Origin of the sequence: Streptomyces sporangiiformans, from assembly GCF_005768555.2 — a bacterium.
In the GTDB taxonomy this organism is placed as follows: domain Bacteria; phylum Actinomycetota; class Actinomycetes; order Streptomycetales; family Streptomycetaceae; genus Streptomyces; species Streptomyces sporangiiformans.
Genome location: NZ_VCHX02000294.1, coordinates 1 through 14,799 on the forward strand (window position 1 = coordinate 1; position 14,799 = coordinate 14,799).

General features: G+C 69.6%; 13 protein-coding genes. 5 read left to right on the top strand and 8 right to left on the bottom strand.

All coding sequences use genetic code 11. The features are described from left to right. Both FGD71_RS48100 and FGD71_RS36995 read right to left on the bottom strand, forming a co-directional pair. The coding region (locus FGD71_RS48100; protein ID WP_140936041.1) for a methylmalonyl-CoA mutase family protein at window positions 1-133 on the bottom strand (133 nt) is incomplete at its 3' end. A 246-nt stretch (window positions 134-379) separates the two neighbouring features. After that, on the bottom strand, window positions 380-1,063 hold the full coding sequence (locus FGD71_RS36995; RefSeq protein WP_119104925.1) for a 4'-phosphopantetheinyl transferase family protein: 684 nt from the start codon (window positions 1,061-1,063) through the stop codon (window positions 380-382). A gap of 219 nt (window positions 1,064-1,282) precedes the next feature. Between FGD71_RS36995 and FGD71_RS37000 the strand changes: the two genes are divergently transcribed. After that, window positions 1,283-1,543, top strand: coding sequence for a DUF5988 family protein (locus tag FGD71_RS37000; RefSeq protein WP_140936042.1), 261 nt, complete (start codon window positions 1,283-1,285; stop codon window positions 1,541-1,543). 357 nt (window positions 1,544-1,900) lie between these two features. Here FGD71_RS37000 and FGD71_RS37005 read toward each other — a convergent pair whose 3' ends face one another. From FGD71_RS37005 to FGD71_RS37015, 3 genes are all read right to left on the bottom strand, one after another. Next, a complete protein-coding gene (locus FGD71_RS37005) occupies window positions 1,901-4,090 on the bottom strand; it encodes an MMPL family transporter (protein WP_240436954.1) in 2,190 nt (729 codons plus the stop codon). 306 nt (window positions 4,091-4,396) lie between these two features. Continuing rightward, window positions 4,397-5,059 carry a response regulator transcription factor gene (locus FGD71_RS37010; protein WP_119104935.1) on the bottom strand — a complete coding sequence of 221 codons (663 nt, stop codon included), beginning with the start codon at window positions 5,057-5,059 and terminating at the stop codon, window positions 4,397-4,399. Beyond that, window positions 5,049-6,332 (bottom strand): sensor histidine kinase, encoded by a 1,284-nt coding sequence (locus tag FGD71_RS37015; protein WP_240436955.1) that lies wholly within the window; start codon window positions 6,330-6,332, stop codon window positions 5,049-5,051. Before FGD71_RS37015 ends, FGD71_RS37010 begins: the two co-directional genes overlap by 11 nt. Before the next feature lie 448 nt (window positions 6,333-6,780). Here FGD71_RS37015 and FGD71_RS37020 point away from each other — a divergent pair, with 448 nt between their 5' ends. Then, the gene (locus FGD71_RS37020; RefSeq protein WP_240436956.1) at window positions 6,781-7,032 is read left to right on the top strand and encodes a hypothetical protein; all 252 of its coding nucleotides are present in this window, start codon (window positions 6,781-6,783) and stop codon (window positions 7,030-7,032) included. A gap of 40 nt (window positions 7,033-7,072) precedes the next feature. Here FGD71_RS37020 and FGD71_RS37025 read toward each other — a convergent pair whose 3' ends face one another. Beyond that, window positions 7,073-7,831, bottom strand: a complete 759-nt coding sequence (locus FGD71_RS37025; RefSeq protein ID WP_119104928.1) for a thioesterase II family protein — start codon at window positions 7,829-7,831, stop codon at window positions 7,073-7,075. A gap of 287 nt (window positions 7,832-8,118) precedes the next feature. Here FGD71_RS37025 and FGD71_RS37030 point away from each other — a divergent pair, with 287 nt between their 5' ends. From FGD71_RS37030 to FGD71_RS37040, 3 genes are all read left to right on the top strand, one after another. Then, the gene (locus tag FGD71_RS37030) at window positions 8,119-9,534 is read left to right on the top strand and encodes a class I adenylate-forming enzyme family protein (RefSeq protein ID WP_119104929.1); all 1,416 of its coding nucleotides are present in this window, start codon (window positions 8,119-8,121) and stop codon (window positions 9,532-9,534) included. Further along, on the top strand, window positions 9,531-10,445 hold the full coding sequence (locus FGD71_RS37035) for an ACP S-malonyltransferase (RefSeq protein WP_119104930.1): 915 nt from the start codon (window positions 9,531-9,533) through the stop codon (window positions 10,443-10,445). The genes FGD71_RS37030 and FGD71_RS37035 overlap by 4 nt, the downstream gene beginning before the upstream one ends. Before the next feature lie 73 nt (window positions 10,446-10,518). After that, window positions 10,519-11,796, top strand: coding sequence for a sensor histidine kinase (locus FGD71_RS37040; RefSeq protein ID WP_140936043.1), 1,278 nt, complete (start codon window positions 10,519-10,521; stop codon window positions 11,794-11,796). A gap of 69 nt (window positions 11,797-11,865) precedes the next feature. On the opposite strand, the gene FGD71_RS37045 is transcribed toward FGD71_RS37040, so the two are convergent. Further along, window positions 11,866-13,128 carry a cytochrome P450 gene (locus FGD71_RS37045; RefSeq protein ID WP_119104932.1) on the bottom strand — a complete coding sequence of 421 codons (1,263 nt, stop codon included), beginning with the start codon at window positions 13,126-13,128 and terminating at the stop codon, window positions 11,866-11,868. 105 nt (window positions 13,129-13,233) lie between these two features. Then, a partial coding sequence (locus tag FGD71_RS37050; RefSeq protein WP_119104933.1) for a phosphopantetheine-binding protein occupies window positions 13,234-14,799 on the bottom strand: 1,566 nt, incomplete at its 5' end.

Consider the following 14,799-nt stretch of genomic DNA (forward strand, 5'->3'; position numbering starts at 1 on the left):
ACATCGACGGATACACACCACGCGTGTAGGGATACGAACCCGGCTCCCCCAGCTTCTCCGCCGCGTCCCAGCCCTCCAGGGCCCCTGGCCCGTAAACCGACTCGATGGGAAGTCCGGACTCCGACTCGCGCACGACGGTTCTCCTTTATCGCATTCCAGGTTGGACATCCCAGGGGTGGCCCGACTTCTGTCACTGCGGCGGGTTCCCCTGTTTCCGCAAGGGCAGGTCGCGCGCTCTGTACGCGGCGTGGAAAGGGACTCGACCGGTGCTTCTCGAGCCCGGCTCCAGCAGGAGCTCGATGCGCTCCCAGGCGGTCAGCCTGGCCTTGGCGTGCTGCGGGCGCATGCGGCCGACGGCAGGCGATCTCCGGCGGAGACGTCATGTCGTCTCCCGCACGGCGTCGCTCGTGACGGCTATCGCTGTGACCACCAGCCCCTCGCGGGCCAGCCACGCGCCGTTGAAGCCTGTCAGGCGAGTGCCGGCCCACACGGGTCCGGGCACGAGCAGACGGGCGAAGAATCTGCCCGATGTCGGATCCACTGTGATGAGGGCCTCGTCGAAATTCAGCGGACGCCCGGTGAGGGGATACCACGCCTTGTAGACGCTCTCCTTGGCGCTGAACAAGAGCCGGTCCCAACGCACGTCCGGCTGTCGGGCGGCAAGCCCGGCGAGCATCGTCCGCTCCTCGGCGATCGTCACCGCCTCCAGCACGTCCGCGTCGGGCAGTGGCCGGTTGGGCTCGGCGTCCACGCCCACGGTCACCAGGTCCTCGGCGAACCCCACGGCGGCCGCGCGGTACCCCGCACAGTGCGTCATGCTGCCGACCACCGATGTCGGCCATCGGGGAGCGCCACGGGTTCCGGGCAGGATCGGCACCGGACCCATCCCAAGCTGTCCCAGCGCCTCACGGGCACAGGCCCGTACCGTACGGAACTCCGCTTGCCGTGAAGGCACCGAATTGGCCACGCATGCCGCCTCCTCGGCGAACAGTGCGGGCGGGACAGCGGGGTCACCGAACGCCTCGGCGACGGCCACCGATTTGGGCAGCAGTTCCTCGATCATTCGGCGGCCGATCGGGCCGGGTGACTTCTTCCGGCAGGTTTCTGCATTTCTCTGACGATAGGCAGCGGGCCCGCGCAGGTGTACCCCTACCGACCCCTCCAGCGCACACCCCAGTCCGATTTCGATGACCTGCCCCAATTACTGGTTCCATAGGGGGAGTTGAGGGGTATCCGGGCGGGCCGTCCCGAAGAAGAATCATGGCGAGACGAGAGGAGGCCCATGCGTAGAGTCGCCCAAGATTCCTCCGCCATGGCGATGAGCTCGGTGCAGCTGGAAGGCGGGCCCAGCGGGTTGTCCGGATCAGTCAAGCTGACCGAACTGGACGAGGTGATCTTCTCCGAGGAGAAGATCAAGATCCGTTACGGCAATGGATACGAGCATTTCGAGTCCATCCACGCTCCGCTGCAACGGACCAGCAGCGGGGCGGAATCCGAGCTCATGACCTTTCGGTGGGTCGGCCGTACCAAGATCGCCGAGTAGGCGGTAGCACCCCCTCCCCCACCCCAGAGAACTACGCCCCGCCGGAACCGTTGACGTTGGTGGTTGATCCAACGGCATCCCCCCTTCGGCGGGGCGCAGCGCTGTGCGCAGGGGGCGGCGCGAAGAGCACGACAGCGACCCCGAGCTCAGGCTCGGGGTCGCTGTCGTGAGCCGTCTCAGCGGGTCTACGGCATCGTCAACCGCGCCGCCCGGATGGGGAGTTGCCCGCCACCGGAGCTGCCGGTGACCGCGCGACTCGGACGGCGTCCTGTGGACGTTCCCCGGGGTACGCGAAGGCCGGGGTCACGGATGATCCATGACCCCGGCCTCAGCCGTGTCGGGTGCGGGCCGGTCGGGTCAGTCCCGCCGGTCGCCGGAGCCGTGCGGCGCGTACGGGCTGCCGCCCTGGACGGATACCTGGTGCTGGTCCGCCCGGTATTGCGCACCCTCGAGCGGTACCTGCGGCCTGATGCGGCGCGGCCACCAGGCGGCGCGGCCGAACAGAGTGGTGAGGGCCGGCGTGAAGAACATCGCCATGACGAACGAGGCGATGACGATGCCGAAGGCGACCGCGAAGCCGGTCTGGGCGAGCGTGACGTCGTTGGCCAGCGTCATCGAAGCGAAGGTGCCGGCGAGGATTACGCCGGCGGCCGCGATGGTCGGGCCCGCGTGCTGGATGCTCTTGGCGGTGGCCTCCCGGGGGCCGAGCCCTTCCTTGGCCTCTTCGCGTAGGCGGGCGACCATCAGGATGTTGTAGTCGGTGCCGATGGCCACGACGAACAAGTACATGATGACCGGCAGGAAGAAGGTCAGCCCGGCCTCGCCCTGGACCTTCTGGAAGAGCAGCACCGTCGCGCCGAGCGTAGCTCCGAAACCGAGCACCACCGACACCATCAGATAGATCGGTGCGACGAGGCTGCGCAGCAGGAGGGCGAGGATCAGCATGATCAGCGCGGCCGCGGTGGGGAACACCACCGAGAAGTCACGGTTGACGGCCTTGTTGATGTCGACGAAGACGGAGGTCACCCCGCCGACCTTGGTCTCCGTACCGGACGGTGCGGCCTCGTGGGCCGTGGTGCGCAGCGGGCCGCGGACGATGTCCATGGCCTTGCTGCCGACCGGGTCCGCCGTCAGGACCACGCTGAACTCGGCGGTCTTGCCGTCCTTGCTCAACTGCGAGCGCGAGACGGAACCGACGCCCTCGACCTTCTTGAGGCTGTTGATGTAAGCCGTCATCTCCTGCTGCCCGAGCTTCTCACCGTCGGTGGAGCGCATCAGGACGGTGCTGGGGTTGGTGCTGCCCGCCGGGAGGTCCCTGCGCATGTCGTGCGTCGCCACGGAGGACTCGTTGGACGTGTCCACCTTCTGCTCCGGGGAGAACACCGGCTTGTAGCCGAGTGCGCCGACCGCCAGGGCAGCCATGAGCAGGCCGGAGGCGACCAGGAACAGGCCGGGGCGGCGGGCGACGGCCCGGCCCATGGCGCCGAAGCGGGCCGCGCGCGGCTCGTGACGCCAGGCCTTGGAGGGCCAGAACACCTTGGTGCCCATCAGGGACACGATGGCCGGGATCAGGGTGAGACAGGCGAGCAGGGTCACGGCGATGGCGATGGCGAGTGCCGGGCCCATGGAGATGAGGAAGCTGAGCGAGGAGAGCAGCAGCGCGAGGAAGCAGACGATGACGGCGCCGGCCGCGGACGCGATGGCCTCGCCGACCCTGCCGACGGCGGAGGCCATCGCGGTCTTGGGGTCCTCCCCGACGCGCAACCGCTCCCGGTAGCGGAACATCAGGAACAGGATGTAGTCGGTGCCGACGCCGAAGAGCACCACGATCAGCAGCGAGGACACCGAGCTGTCGGCCTTGAGGTGGAAGGCCTTCGCGGAGATCGCGATGAGGCCGTTGGCCACCTGCGAGACCAGGGTGATGCCGACGATGGTGAGGATCGTGATGGTCGGGCTGCGGAAGATGACCGTCAGCAGCAGGATGATCAGGATGATGGTGCCGAGGAAGATCAGCGAGTCGGCGCGCTTGGCCGCCTCTTCGGCGTCCAGTTGTGTGGCGGCGTCACCGGTGATGCCGGTTTTCAGACCCGTGCCCTTCATCAGGGGCTTGAGGTCGTCCCGCATGTCCTCGACGGTGTGCTGCTGGCTCTTGTCGCCCGCCTTCACGTCGGCCATCGACACCAGCACCGTCTGCACCTTCTTGCGTGGGGACGGCGGCGCGGTGATTACCTCTTCGACCTTGTCGTACTTGTTGGCCTTCAGGGTCTCGCCGACCTTGGCGATCCGCGCCGAGTCGGCGTCCTGAAGAGGCTTGCCGTCGTCGCGCGTGAACACCACGATCGCGGACGGGCTGAAGCCCTGCGGGAAGGCGCTTTCCTGGATCTTCTGCGCCTGGATCGACTCGTACTGCTTGGGCAGAAACTCCGCCTGGTCGGATGTGGTGGTGAGGGCCGGTGCCGTGGCGATCACGGCTGTCGCGGCGATGAGCCAGCTGATGATCACCAGCCATCGGTGGCCGACGACGAATCGGCCCAGTGCACTGAACATGGTTCCTCCGCTCCGGTCCACGCCGGAGTGCTTGATCTTCCAGGGGCTGGGGTGTGGTGCTGCACATCTCGGCCGTGGCGCTCCGGGGCACGCCCCGTCCACCTCACGAGCTGTTTCCGCCGATCACAGCCAAACAGCCGGCCCGGCGGGGGCGGCAGAGCGCTTCGTGGGAAGTGGAAGCGACCAAGGTCGCTATCTACGGGGCGCGGTACCGACTTTCGTACACTCCGCAACGACCTGTGGCTGGTCCTGGAGCGGGACGTATGGCCGCTTTCCTCGTGAACTGCCTTGCGGCGCCCAGCAGCTTCAGCGGCTGATCAGGCCGGCATCGTAGGCGAGCAGTCCCGCCTGGGTCCTGTTGGTGCACTCCAGCTTGACGAGCATGTGCGAGACATACCCCTTGATGGTCGCTTCGCTGAGGAACAGCTTCGTGGCGATCTGGGCGTTGGACAGGCCCTCGCCCACGCAGGTCAGCACGTCCGCCTCGCGCTCGGTGAGCCGCCCGACGAGTTGCTTGGCGCGTTTGCGGGCCTCATCCTCGCCGGACGCGGCGGCCACGATGCGACGGGCGGCGACCGATGAGAGCACCGTGTGTCCGTCCGCGGCGACCCGTACGAGCCCGATCAGGTCCTCTGGCGGCGTCGACTTGACGAGGAAGCCACTGGCCCCGCTGCGCAGCGCCCGCAGCACGTACTCGTCGGCGTCGAAGGTGGTCAGCGCCACGACTCCGGGCGGCTGATCCATTTTCACGATGGTCTCGATGGCGGTGAGCCCGTCCACTCCGGGCATGCGCAGATCCATCAGGACGAGGTCGGGGCGGTGGCGCAGCACAGATTCCACCGCGGCCGCTCCGTCGTGTGCTGCGTCGACGACCTCGATGTCCTCGGCGGATCCGAGAATGGTCTTCAAGTGCGCGCAGACCATCGGCTCGTCGTCGACGACCACTACCTGAATGACTTCACGCCCCATGCGGCCCACGATACCCATCGGTCGGTTCGGCGGGCAGTACGGAATCCACCTGGAAGCCACCGTCGGGGCGTGGCCCGAACTCGAAGGTCCCGCCGACGAGTTCGACACGCTGGCGCAGTCCCTTGAGGCCACTGCCCGAACCGCTGGAGGCCAGCTCCGTGTCCAACGGCTCCGTCGGCGCCGTGTTGCGCACCCACAGCCGCACCCGGTCCACCTCGTAGCGTGCCTCCACCACCACCGAACTCCCGGGGGCGTGCTTGCGTACGTTCGTCAGTGCCTCCTGGACCAGCCGGTACGCCGTGCGCGCCGCCACCACGGACAACCCCGAGCAGTCCCCGGACTCCCGCAGCCGCACGTCCACGCCCACGGACCGGGACTCCTCCACCAGTCCCGCGAGCCCCCACGCCACCTCGTTCATGGTCTCTTCGCCGCCGCACAACCCACCCGCGATCCGCACGGCACTCTCCGGCGACCTCAACACTCCCACCAGGTCCCGCAGTTCTTCCAAGGCCTGGCAGCCCGCCGCGCGCAGCTCCTCCGCCGCGCCGCGTACGCGCTCATCCTGCGCGGTCACCCGCAGGGCCCCGGCCTGCAGCACCATCAGGCTCACTTGGTGCGTCACCACGTCGTGCATCTCGCCCGCGAGCCGCACCCGTTCCTCGGCCCGCGCCTGCTCGGCCAGAAGGTACTGCTCGCGCTCCGCCCGCTCCGCCCGCTCGGTGAGCGCCGCGATCAACCCGCGCCGCGCTGCCACGTACATGCCGAGCAGCGCAGGAACCGCCATCAGTACGAGTCCGCTCGCCGTCACGGCGAACGACAGCTCCCACGGCCGCGCGGCCACCGTCACCAGCGCGCCCGTCAGCACCAACGACATCCGCATCCGCCCCGCGTACACCAGGGCGCTGTACGCGGCGAAGGGGGCCGCCAGCGGCACCCACATCCCCGCCCCGTCGACCGACGTCATCAGCAGCCCGGGCGCCAGCCACACCGACAGCGACATCAGCACCGCCGCCGCCGTGGAAGCGCCGAGCACCGCCACCGGCCGTGTCCTGCGCGCCATGAGCGCGAGCGTGACCACCATCTGCAGACCGAGTCCCACCCACGGGCCCACGGTGCGATGGCCTTCGTTGCGATAGCAGTTCCACAGGGCACCGCACACCAGGAGGACCACGAGCACGCCGACCATCAACAGGTCGGAGCGCGGCGGCAGGCGCCGGGCGAGGGCGTGGGTGGAGGAGTCCGGAGGGTGCGCGGGCGGATCCGATAACTCCACAGACGTATCCGAGCGCGGTTCTCCGGCAACACTGACTGCCTGCACGCCAAGCACACCCCCGTAGATGCTGGCTTCACGCCTTCGTATTGGACGGGAGCTTAATAGGAATCCCGCGTCAGCCCCAACCATGCGTCTGACCTAGGGATTTGACGCACTTCAGCAGCGACCGGAAGGAATCTGCGGAGTATTGGGACGCTCACCAGGTACGGAAGTGCCGTGCCGCCTAGGTACATGAGTACGGAGCGCGCCGCACTCCCGCATACTTTCGTCGCTTGCGGACTCTTCCGGACCGGTCGGAACAGGCCGACTCGCGCACCGCTGTCGCGCCGAATATGGCTGAATACCGCTCAGTCTCCTGGCCGTTGGCGGTGGAGGGCATTGCGGCGCCGCAGCCTGATCATTACCTTTGCACATGCCTTGTCAGGGATCGCGTTCAAGGACCAGGCTGTTGACTGTTCCGCCCTACCGAAAGGCCCCCGTGAAGTTCGACCTCCTCCAAGGCCTCGGTGTGCTCCTCCTGGTGCTCGGCGCCCAGGGAGCGATCCGCCTGTTGATCGACCACGACCAGCTGGGTCTGCTCGGCGGGCTCGACGCGGGCTTCGGCGGCACCGTCGCCATGTACGTGGTCGCGGTCGTCGCCGGTGCCGTACTCGCGGGCTGGGCACGCGATCGGGCAAAGGCGCTGGGTCGCCGGAAGTAGCCCGACGGCGCAGACGTTCGAGCCGGTCGCATGCGGAGCCTTACTGGACGCCGCTCAGAGCGTCGTTGACGAGTCCGCCGATCTCGCGCACGTGGTCGTTGAGGAAGAAATGCCCGCCGGTAAAGGCGCGGACGTCGCACGCGGACGCCGTGTGCGTGTGCCAGCCGGCCGCCTCCTCCGCCGTGACGCGGGCGTCGTCCTCGCCCCTGAGCACCGTGACGGGCGCGCGCAGTGTGCTGCCGGGCTCCGCGCGGTACGTACGCACCGCTTCGTAGTCGCCGCGGACGGCGGGCAGCGTGAGGCGCAGCAACTCGTCATCGGCGATCAGCGTCGCGTCGGTCCCGCCGAGGGCCCCCATCTGCGCGATCACTCCGTCGTCGTCGAGGTGCCTGAAGTCCTCGATTTCGCGAAGTGACGAGGGCGCGCGGCATCCGGAGGCGAAGAGCCGCTCCAGGCTGAAGCCATCGCGCCGCTCCAGACGCCGCGCCACCTCGAAGGCGAGGATGGCGCCCATGCTGTGCCCGAAGAAGGCGACCGGCCGGTCGAGCCACGGGCCGAGTTCCGCGGTGACCGCGTCGGCGAGCATCCCCATGTCCTGGACCGGAGGTTCGAGGCGCCTGTTCTGCCGCCCCGGGTACTGGACGGCCAGGACGTCCAGGTCCGCGGAGAGACAGCGCGAGAGCGGGAAGTAGGCGGATGCCGCGCCGCCCGCGTACGGGAAGCAGACGACGCGAACGGCGCCCGCCGGGCCCTGCGTCAGCGGGAGAAACCACGGACTCGTTGTCGTCGGCTGTTGCATCGGTTGCTGTGCCCTCGCTCCCAGCGATCGTCAGGCCCGGACACGGCGCATCGTAAGCCGCGGGCCGTCCCCGGCCGGTACCCCTGCCTCGCCCCTGCCGCCCCCGCTGGGGAAGCGGTGGAGAAGACAAGGGACCGTAGGGGCGCGGTCAGGGTTCCACGCCGGGCCCATGGCTCCCAGACTCTCTGTCCAGGCCCCTGGACTCCCTGACTTCCACCCCTTGGGCCCTGGGGCCGCTCGCTCGGCGCGGCGCCCTTGTCCGGTGCGAGGAAGGAATCGTGCGACCGATGAGCGCGAAGATCTTTGCCCATGACTCGGTACGGACCCTCGACGACTTCGAGTACGAGGCCCTGCAGCTCGCACAGGTGCTCCGTGAGCACGGAGTCGGTCCCGGGGACCGCGTCACCCTGAAGGCCGGGAACTCGGCACCCTGGGTGGCGTCGCTGCTCGCGCTGATGCACATCGGGGCGTCGATCGTCCTGGTCGACCAGCAAGAGCACATCGAGGAGACCCGGCGGATCGTCCTGCGCACCGGCTCCAAGCTGGTCCTGTGCGACGAGGACGCCCCGTTGGAAGAGGGCCAGGAGGCTCTGTACCTCTACGAGTTGCTCGCTGCCTCCGTCGGCCGGACCCCGGTCGACAGACGGCTCGACGTCGAGGCCTGGTGTGACCTGCCGGACGCCCTGATCATGTGGACGTCCGGTTCGACGGGCTCACCCAAGGGCGTCGTCAAGTCGGGCCGCAAGTTCCTGAAGAACCTGGAGCGCAACGCCGACCAGGTCGGGCACCGCGCCGACGACGTGCTGCTGCCCCTGCTGCCGTTCGCCCACCAGTACGGTCTGTCGATGGTTCTGATCGCCTGGCTGCGGCGGTGTTCGCTGGTGATCGCGCCGTACAAGCGGCTCGACCGTGCCCTGGTGATGGCCGGGCTGACGGGGGCGACGGTGATCGACGCGACGCCCGCCAGCTACCGCAGCATGCTCAACCTCGTGTCGCGCAAGCCGATTCTGCGTCCCGTCCTCGCGGGAGCGCGCATGTTCTGCGCCGGCGCGGCCCCGCTGGACGAGCCGCTGGTGGAGGCGTACGCCGAGGAGTTCGGCATGCCGCTCCTGGACAGCTACGGCAGCACAGAGCTCGGCAACATCGCCTTCGCGACGCTCGAGAACCCGGTGGCCTGCGGGCGGGCCATGGAGGGCATCCGGCTGCGGGTCGTGGACGAGGAGGGCCGCCCGGTCGCCGCGGGTGCCGTCGGCGAGTTGGAGGTCGACACGCCGGACGCGCTGGAGGGCTGGCTCGACGAGTCCGGCACGCTCGAAGCGGTGCCGCCGGGCTGGCAGCGCACGGGCGACCTGGGGTACCTCGACGAGTGGGGCAACGTCTTCGTCCTGGGCCGCAAGTACGCGGTGCACCGCATGGGATACACCCTCTATCCCGAGCTGATCCAGCGGTCCGTGGAGGCCAAGGGGTGCTCGGCGAGGATCGTCGCCCTGCCCGACGAGCGGCGCGGCGCCCAGCTGGTGTTCTTCGTCGAGGACGGCGAGGGCCGCCCGGCGGCGTACTGGCGCGAACAGCTGCGGAACATGCTGGCGGCGTACGAGCGGCCCGACCGGGTCGAGGTCCTCGGCAGCTTCCCCCTCAACCGCAACGGCAAGCCCGACATGCGGGCCATGGAGAAGCTGGCGAAGGAGGCGCGCGCCGCATGACCACCGCGATCGTCTTTCCCGGCATGGGGCCGTCACGGTTCGCCGACGCGGGCCGCTTCATGCTCCTGAACCCCTATGCCCGCAAACGTCTCGCGGTGGCCGACGAGGTGCTCGGCTACCGGGTGACCGAGCGCTTCCGCGACGGCGGGGCCGACTACTCCGAGTACGCGCAGGTGGCGTTCCTGGTCAACTGCCTCGCTCTCGCCGACCGCGCGGCCGACCGTGCCGACGAGGAGCCCGCGGCCTGCGTGGGGCCCAGCTTCGGGCAGAAGGCCGCGGTCGCGTACGCCGGCTCCCTGTCGTACGAGGACACGCTGCGGATGACCGTGGCGATGGCGCGATGCGAGGAGGAGTACTTCCGCGAGCACCACAAGGACGTGGTGACGCACTCCTTCACCCGGCTCCCCGAGGACCGGCTCAAGGAGGCGCTGGCCGAACTGGACGCCGACGGCGAGTGGTACGAGTTCTCCGGCTACCTCGATGACGGCTTCCATCTGCTGTCGCTGCGCGCGGGCCGCCTCGACCGGTTCAAGAAGCGGATCAGCGAACTGGGCGGGTACTCGATGTACTCGATGCGGCCGCCGGTGCACGCCCCGGCGTTCGCCGAGTTGCGCCGGACCGTGGAACGCGAGGTCCTCTCCGGTCTCACGGTGCGGGCGCCGCGTGTCCCGCTCGTCGCCGACCAGGACGGCACGGTGCTGGACTCGGCCGAGGGCGTGCGCACGATGCTGCTCGACACCTTCGACCGACCCGTCGACTGGCGTGCCGTCGTCGACAGCCTCACCGGACTCGGTGTGACCCGGCTGCTGTTCAGCGGCGCCGACAACCTCTTCCGCAGGCTCGATCGCACCAAGCGCGCCTTCGACGTGCACAGCCTCACCCCGAAGTCGGCCGTCGCCGCTCGGAGTTGAAGCCCACCGTCCCGCCGCCGCGCACGTCCGCCGGACCGGGGCCTGCCTCTCGGACATCGCTACCATGAGCCGGGTGGAACGGTCTGAGTGGATGCCCGAGCGCACACGTATCTCGTACTCCTGGGGCGACCGCGCAGTCGACCTCGTCCTGTGTCTCCTGGTCCTGGCGGCGCTCGCCGCGATCCTCCGGTCGACCCAGTCGACCAAGGACTGGATCTCGCCGATGCTCCAGGCGTTCGCCGCGTTCTCGCTGCTGTTCCGCCGCACGGCACCCATGTGGATCACGGGTCTGATGCTGGTCGCCGCGATGCCCCTGTTCGTGGAGGGCGTGTTCCCCGGCACGATGCCGGAAGTGGACCGGGCCGGGGTGTGGGTGCCGCTCGCGGCGCCGTTCGCCTGCTACAGCGTCATGGTGTACGGCGCCGACCTGGCCCGCGGCTGGGGACTCACGGGCGTGCTCACGCTGATCGCCACCCGGCCGTGGACGCCGGAGGTCGACATCATCGCGCCCGGCCTGCTGCTCACGGCGGTGCCGGCGCTGGCCGGAATGTATGTACGGTCCCAGCGCAGGCTCGCCGACGTGCTCAGGGACCGCGCCGAGCGTGCGGAGCGGGAGCAGCACCTGCTCACGGAGCAGGCCAGGTCGGAGGAGCGGGCGAAACTGGCGGTGGAGATGCACGACATCATCACGCACCGGGTGAGCCTGATGGTCCTGCACGCGGGAGCCCTGGAGCTGAGCACCCGTGAGGACTCGACCCGGGTCGCGGCCGGGGAACTGCGCTCGGCCGGCCACCAGGCCCTGGAGGAACTACGCGAGTTCCTCGGCGTGTTGCGCTCGCCGCCGGCCACCGCCGACGACGAGGCCGGCGACAGCGGTGGCAACGGTGCGTCCGGTCGGCGGGACGGCGGCCCCGAGCAGGCGGCCGACGAGCCCCCCGGACCCGATCTGGCCCGCCTGGTCGAGGAGTCGACGGCGGCGGGCATGCGGATCGAGTTCGTCCGTACCGGCAACCCCGGTGTGGTGTCGCCGGTGATCGGCCGTACCGCGTACCGGGTCGTCCAGGAGGCCTTGTCCAACGCGATCAAGCATGCGCCGGGCGCTCCCGTCGAGGTGCGCGCCCGCTACGACGCGGAGCAACTGCACCTGACCGTGCGCAACGCGGCACCGGCGCGGGGGCCCGTCGTCGAGCTGAGCCGCAGCGGCTCCGGTGTGGGCCTGATGGGTCTGCGCCAGCGAGTCGGGCTCGTGGGCGGCGAACTGAACGCCGGGCCCGGGCAGGACGGCGGCTTCGAGGTCGACGCCCGGCTGCCGGTCTTCGTCCCGGCCTCGGAGGCTCCACACCGCCGCTGAGACTGAGCCCGGCCCGCCGTCGTACGGGGCGGTACGAGGGCGGGCCGGTGGAGAAGGGGCCGGAGCCTGTCAGCTCACGGCGAGCGGGAAGCTCTCCAGGCCGCTGATGACGGGCGAACTACGCCGCCTGCGCGGGCCGTTGAAGCGCAGCTTCGGCAGCCGCTCCGCGAGGACCCGCAGCGCCACGTCGCCCTCCATGCGGGCCAGCGGTGCGCCGATGCAGTAATGGATGCCGCCGGAGAAGGAGAGGTGGTCCGGCTCGCCCTCGCGCAGGATGTCGAAGCGATCCGGGTCCCGGAACACCTCGGGGTCGTGGTTGGCCGCGCCGACGAGGACGACGAGCGCCTCGTCCACCTTCACCCGCTGCCCGGCCAGCTCGATCTCCTCGTGCGGGATACGGGTGGCCTGCAGGGCCGGCGAGTCGTACCGCATGGTCTCCTCGACGACCTTCGGGCCGAGGTCGGGGTCGTCGCGGAACAGCTGCCACTGGTCGGGGTTCTCCAGGAGGGCCAGGGTGCCGTTGCCGATGAGGTTGGTGGTGGTCTCGAAACCGGTCACCGCGAGCACCGCGCACAGGGCGAGCAGTTCGTGCTCGGTGACCTTGCCCTCGCCGTGTGCGTCGGCGAGCACGCTGACGAGGTCGTCGGCGGGCTCGGCACGGCGCAGCTCGATCAGCTCGGCGAACAGCTTCAGGTACTCGCTGTGCGCGCGCCTGAAGTCCCGGGCCATGCTCAGGGACTTGACGCCGTCGATGACCGAGCCGATGACCCTGCCGTGCCGGTAGAACCGCTCATGTTCGCTCTCCGGAACGCCCAGCATGTCGCCGATAACGGCAATGGGCAGTGGCCCGGCATAGTCGCGGATCAGGTCGAACTCGCCCTGCTTCTCCGCCTTGTCGAGCAGTTCGTGGCAGATCCGCTCCACGGCGACGCGGTACTCGGCGATCTTCCGCGGTGTGAACGCGGGCTGGGCGAGGCGGCGGATACGGGTGTGATCCGGCGGGTCGAGGTTGAGGATGGATCCGTCCCAGCCGATGCGCTCCATCAGCTGCATGCCCGGTGCCCTGCCGTTCGTGTGGCAGATGTTCAGACGCCGGTCCCGCAGGATCTCCGTACCGAGCGTGTGGCTCGTGACGACCAGGGCGTTGCCCTTGCTGCGGTACAGCGGGCCGCCCTCGCGGATGATGGCGTACTGCGGGCGTGGGTCCTGGACACCGAGCAGGATGTCGATGTACGGGTCGCCCTTCATCGCCGCTTTGAGCAGTGGGCGCCCGACCTTGAGTTGAGCTCCGAGGAACAGGTCGCCGAGTCGCGACCCCGTTGCCGTGGTCATGCCGGCCCCTCATCGATGGTCATGTGAAGTGCCTTCCATTGAACGTGGGCGGCCTCACCGGCCAGTACCCCTAGCCGCCCCTAAAGAGGGGCGGCCAGGTCCCGGTCAGCCGAGGCCGCGCAGCCACTCGTCGATGGCCGCCGCGGTGGTGGCGGAGTGGTCCCGGGTGATGGTCCAGTGGTTGCCGGGGACGTCGATCGTGTCGTGCGGCAGCTCCCAGTCGGTGCGCCAGTCGTAGTCCTCCGTCCACTCCCCCACGGGGTCGGACGCGCGCACCATGAGCGTCCTGCCGCTGATCTCGCCGGGCGGCATCCAGTTCATCTTGCAGTAGCGGCCCATCGCGGTGAGCCACTCCTCGCCCCAGATGTCGTCGCCGCTGTCGCCGAACGCGCTGGTCTGGTCCTCCACGACGCTGTGCAGGATTTTCGGCCCGAAGTGCCGGTAGATCGCATCGTTGCGTGTGTAGGTGTCCAGGAGTACGACGGCGGCCGGCGGTAGGCCGATGCTCTCCAGGTAGTGGGCGACGTAGAAGGCCACGGTGCCACCGGACGAGACGCCGCCGAGGGCGAACGGCTTGCCGTCCACGTACCGCGCGATGCTCTCGGCGTGCAGTTTCGTCGCGGCCATCAGGTCCGCGGGCAGCGGGTCGCCTGCGAGGAAGCCGGGCTGGAACAGCGCGGACACGTCGCGCTTGCCTCGGAATCCGGCGGCGAGGCCCGAGTAGTCGTACGGCCCGGCCTTGCCGATGAACGCGGACAGGAGGATCAGGCTCGGCGTCTCGTCGCCCCGGCACAGCCGCACCGGGCTCGGCACCCGGTCGGCCTCGGACGGGTCGCTGAAGGTCCTGCGGAAGTTCGCCGCGGAGTCCAGGACGTTGATGAAGTCGTCGATCCTGCCCTCCGCGACGGCCTGTTCGAAGAGCGTGTTGAGCGTGCCCTCCGAGCGCTTTCGCGCGGCCGGGGCGGCCGACGCGCCGGGGGAGCCCGGGGCCCCCTGGGTGCCTGCTGCGGCGTCCCCGGTGAGCTCCGCGGCGAGGTACTCGGCCAGCACCTGCGGCGACGGGTGGTCGAAGACGACGGTGGCCGGAAGCCGCAGTCCCGTGGCTGCGGTGAGCCGGTTGCGCAGTTCGACAGAGGTGAGCGAGTCGAAGCCGGATTCCATGAACGGCCGCTCGGGGTCGACCTCTTGAGGGCTTCCGTGACCGAGGACCAGGGCGACGTGGTGGCGCACCACACCGAGCAAATGCTCGGTGCGCTGGGCACCGGTCAGGGCGGCGAGCTGCCGCAGCAGCCCGGCGGCGTCCTTGTCGCCCGCCGTTCCGTCCATGGCACGCCGGCTCCGCGGCCGCACGAGGCCGCGCAGCAGCGCCGGCACGGCCCCGGACCGCGGTGCGGAGGTGTCGAGGTCGATGGGGACGAGCACGGCCTCGTCGACCCCGGTGGCGGTGTCGAACAGCGCCAGCCCCTGTTCGGCGGACAGCGCCCGGCCCAGCCTGCCCACGCGCCGTACGCTCGCGTCGTCCAGATGCTCGGTCATCGTGCTGCGCTGCGCCCACATGCCCCAGGCCAGCGACTGTCCCGCCAGCCCCCGCGCGCGGCGGTGCTGGGCGAGGGCGTCCAGGAAGTGGTTGGCCGCCGCGTAGTTGCCCTGCCCCGGTCCGCCGAACGTACC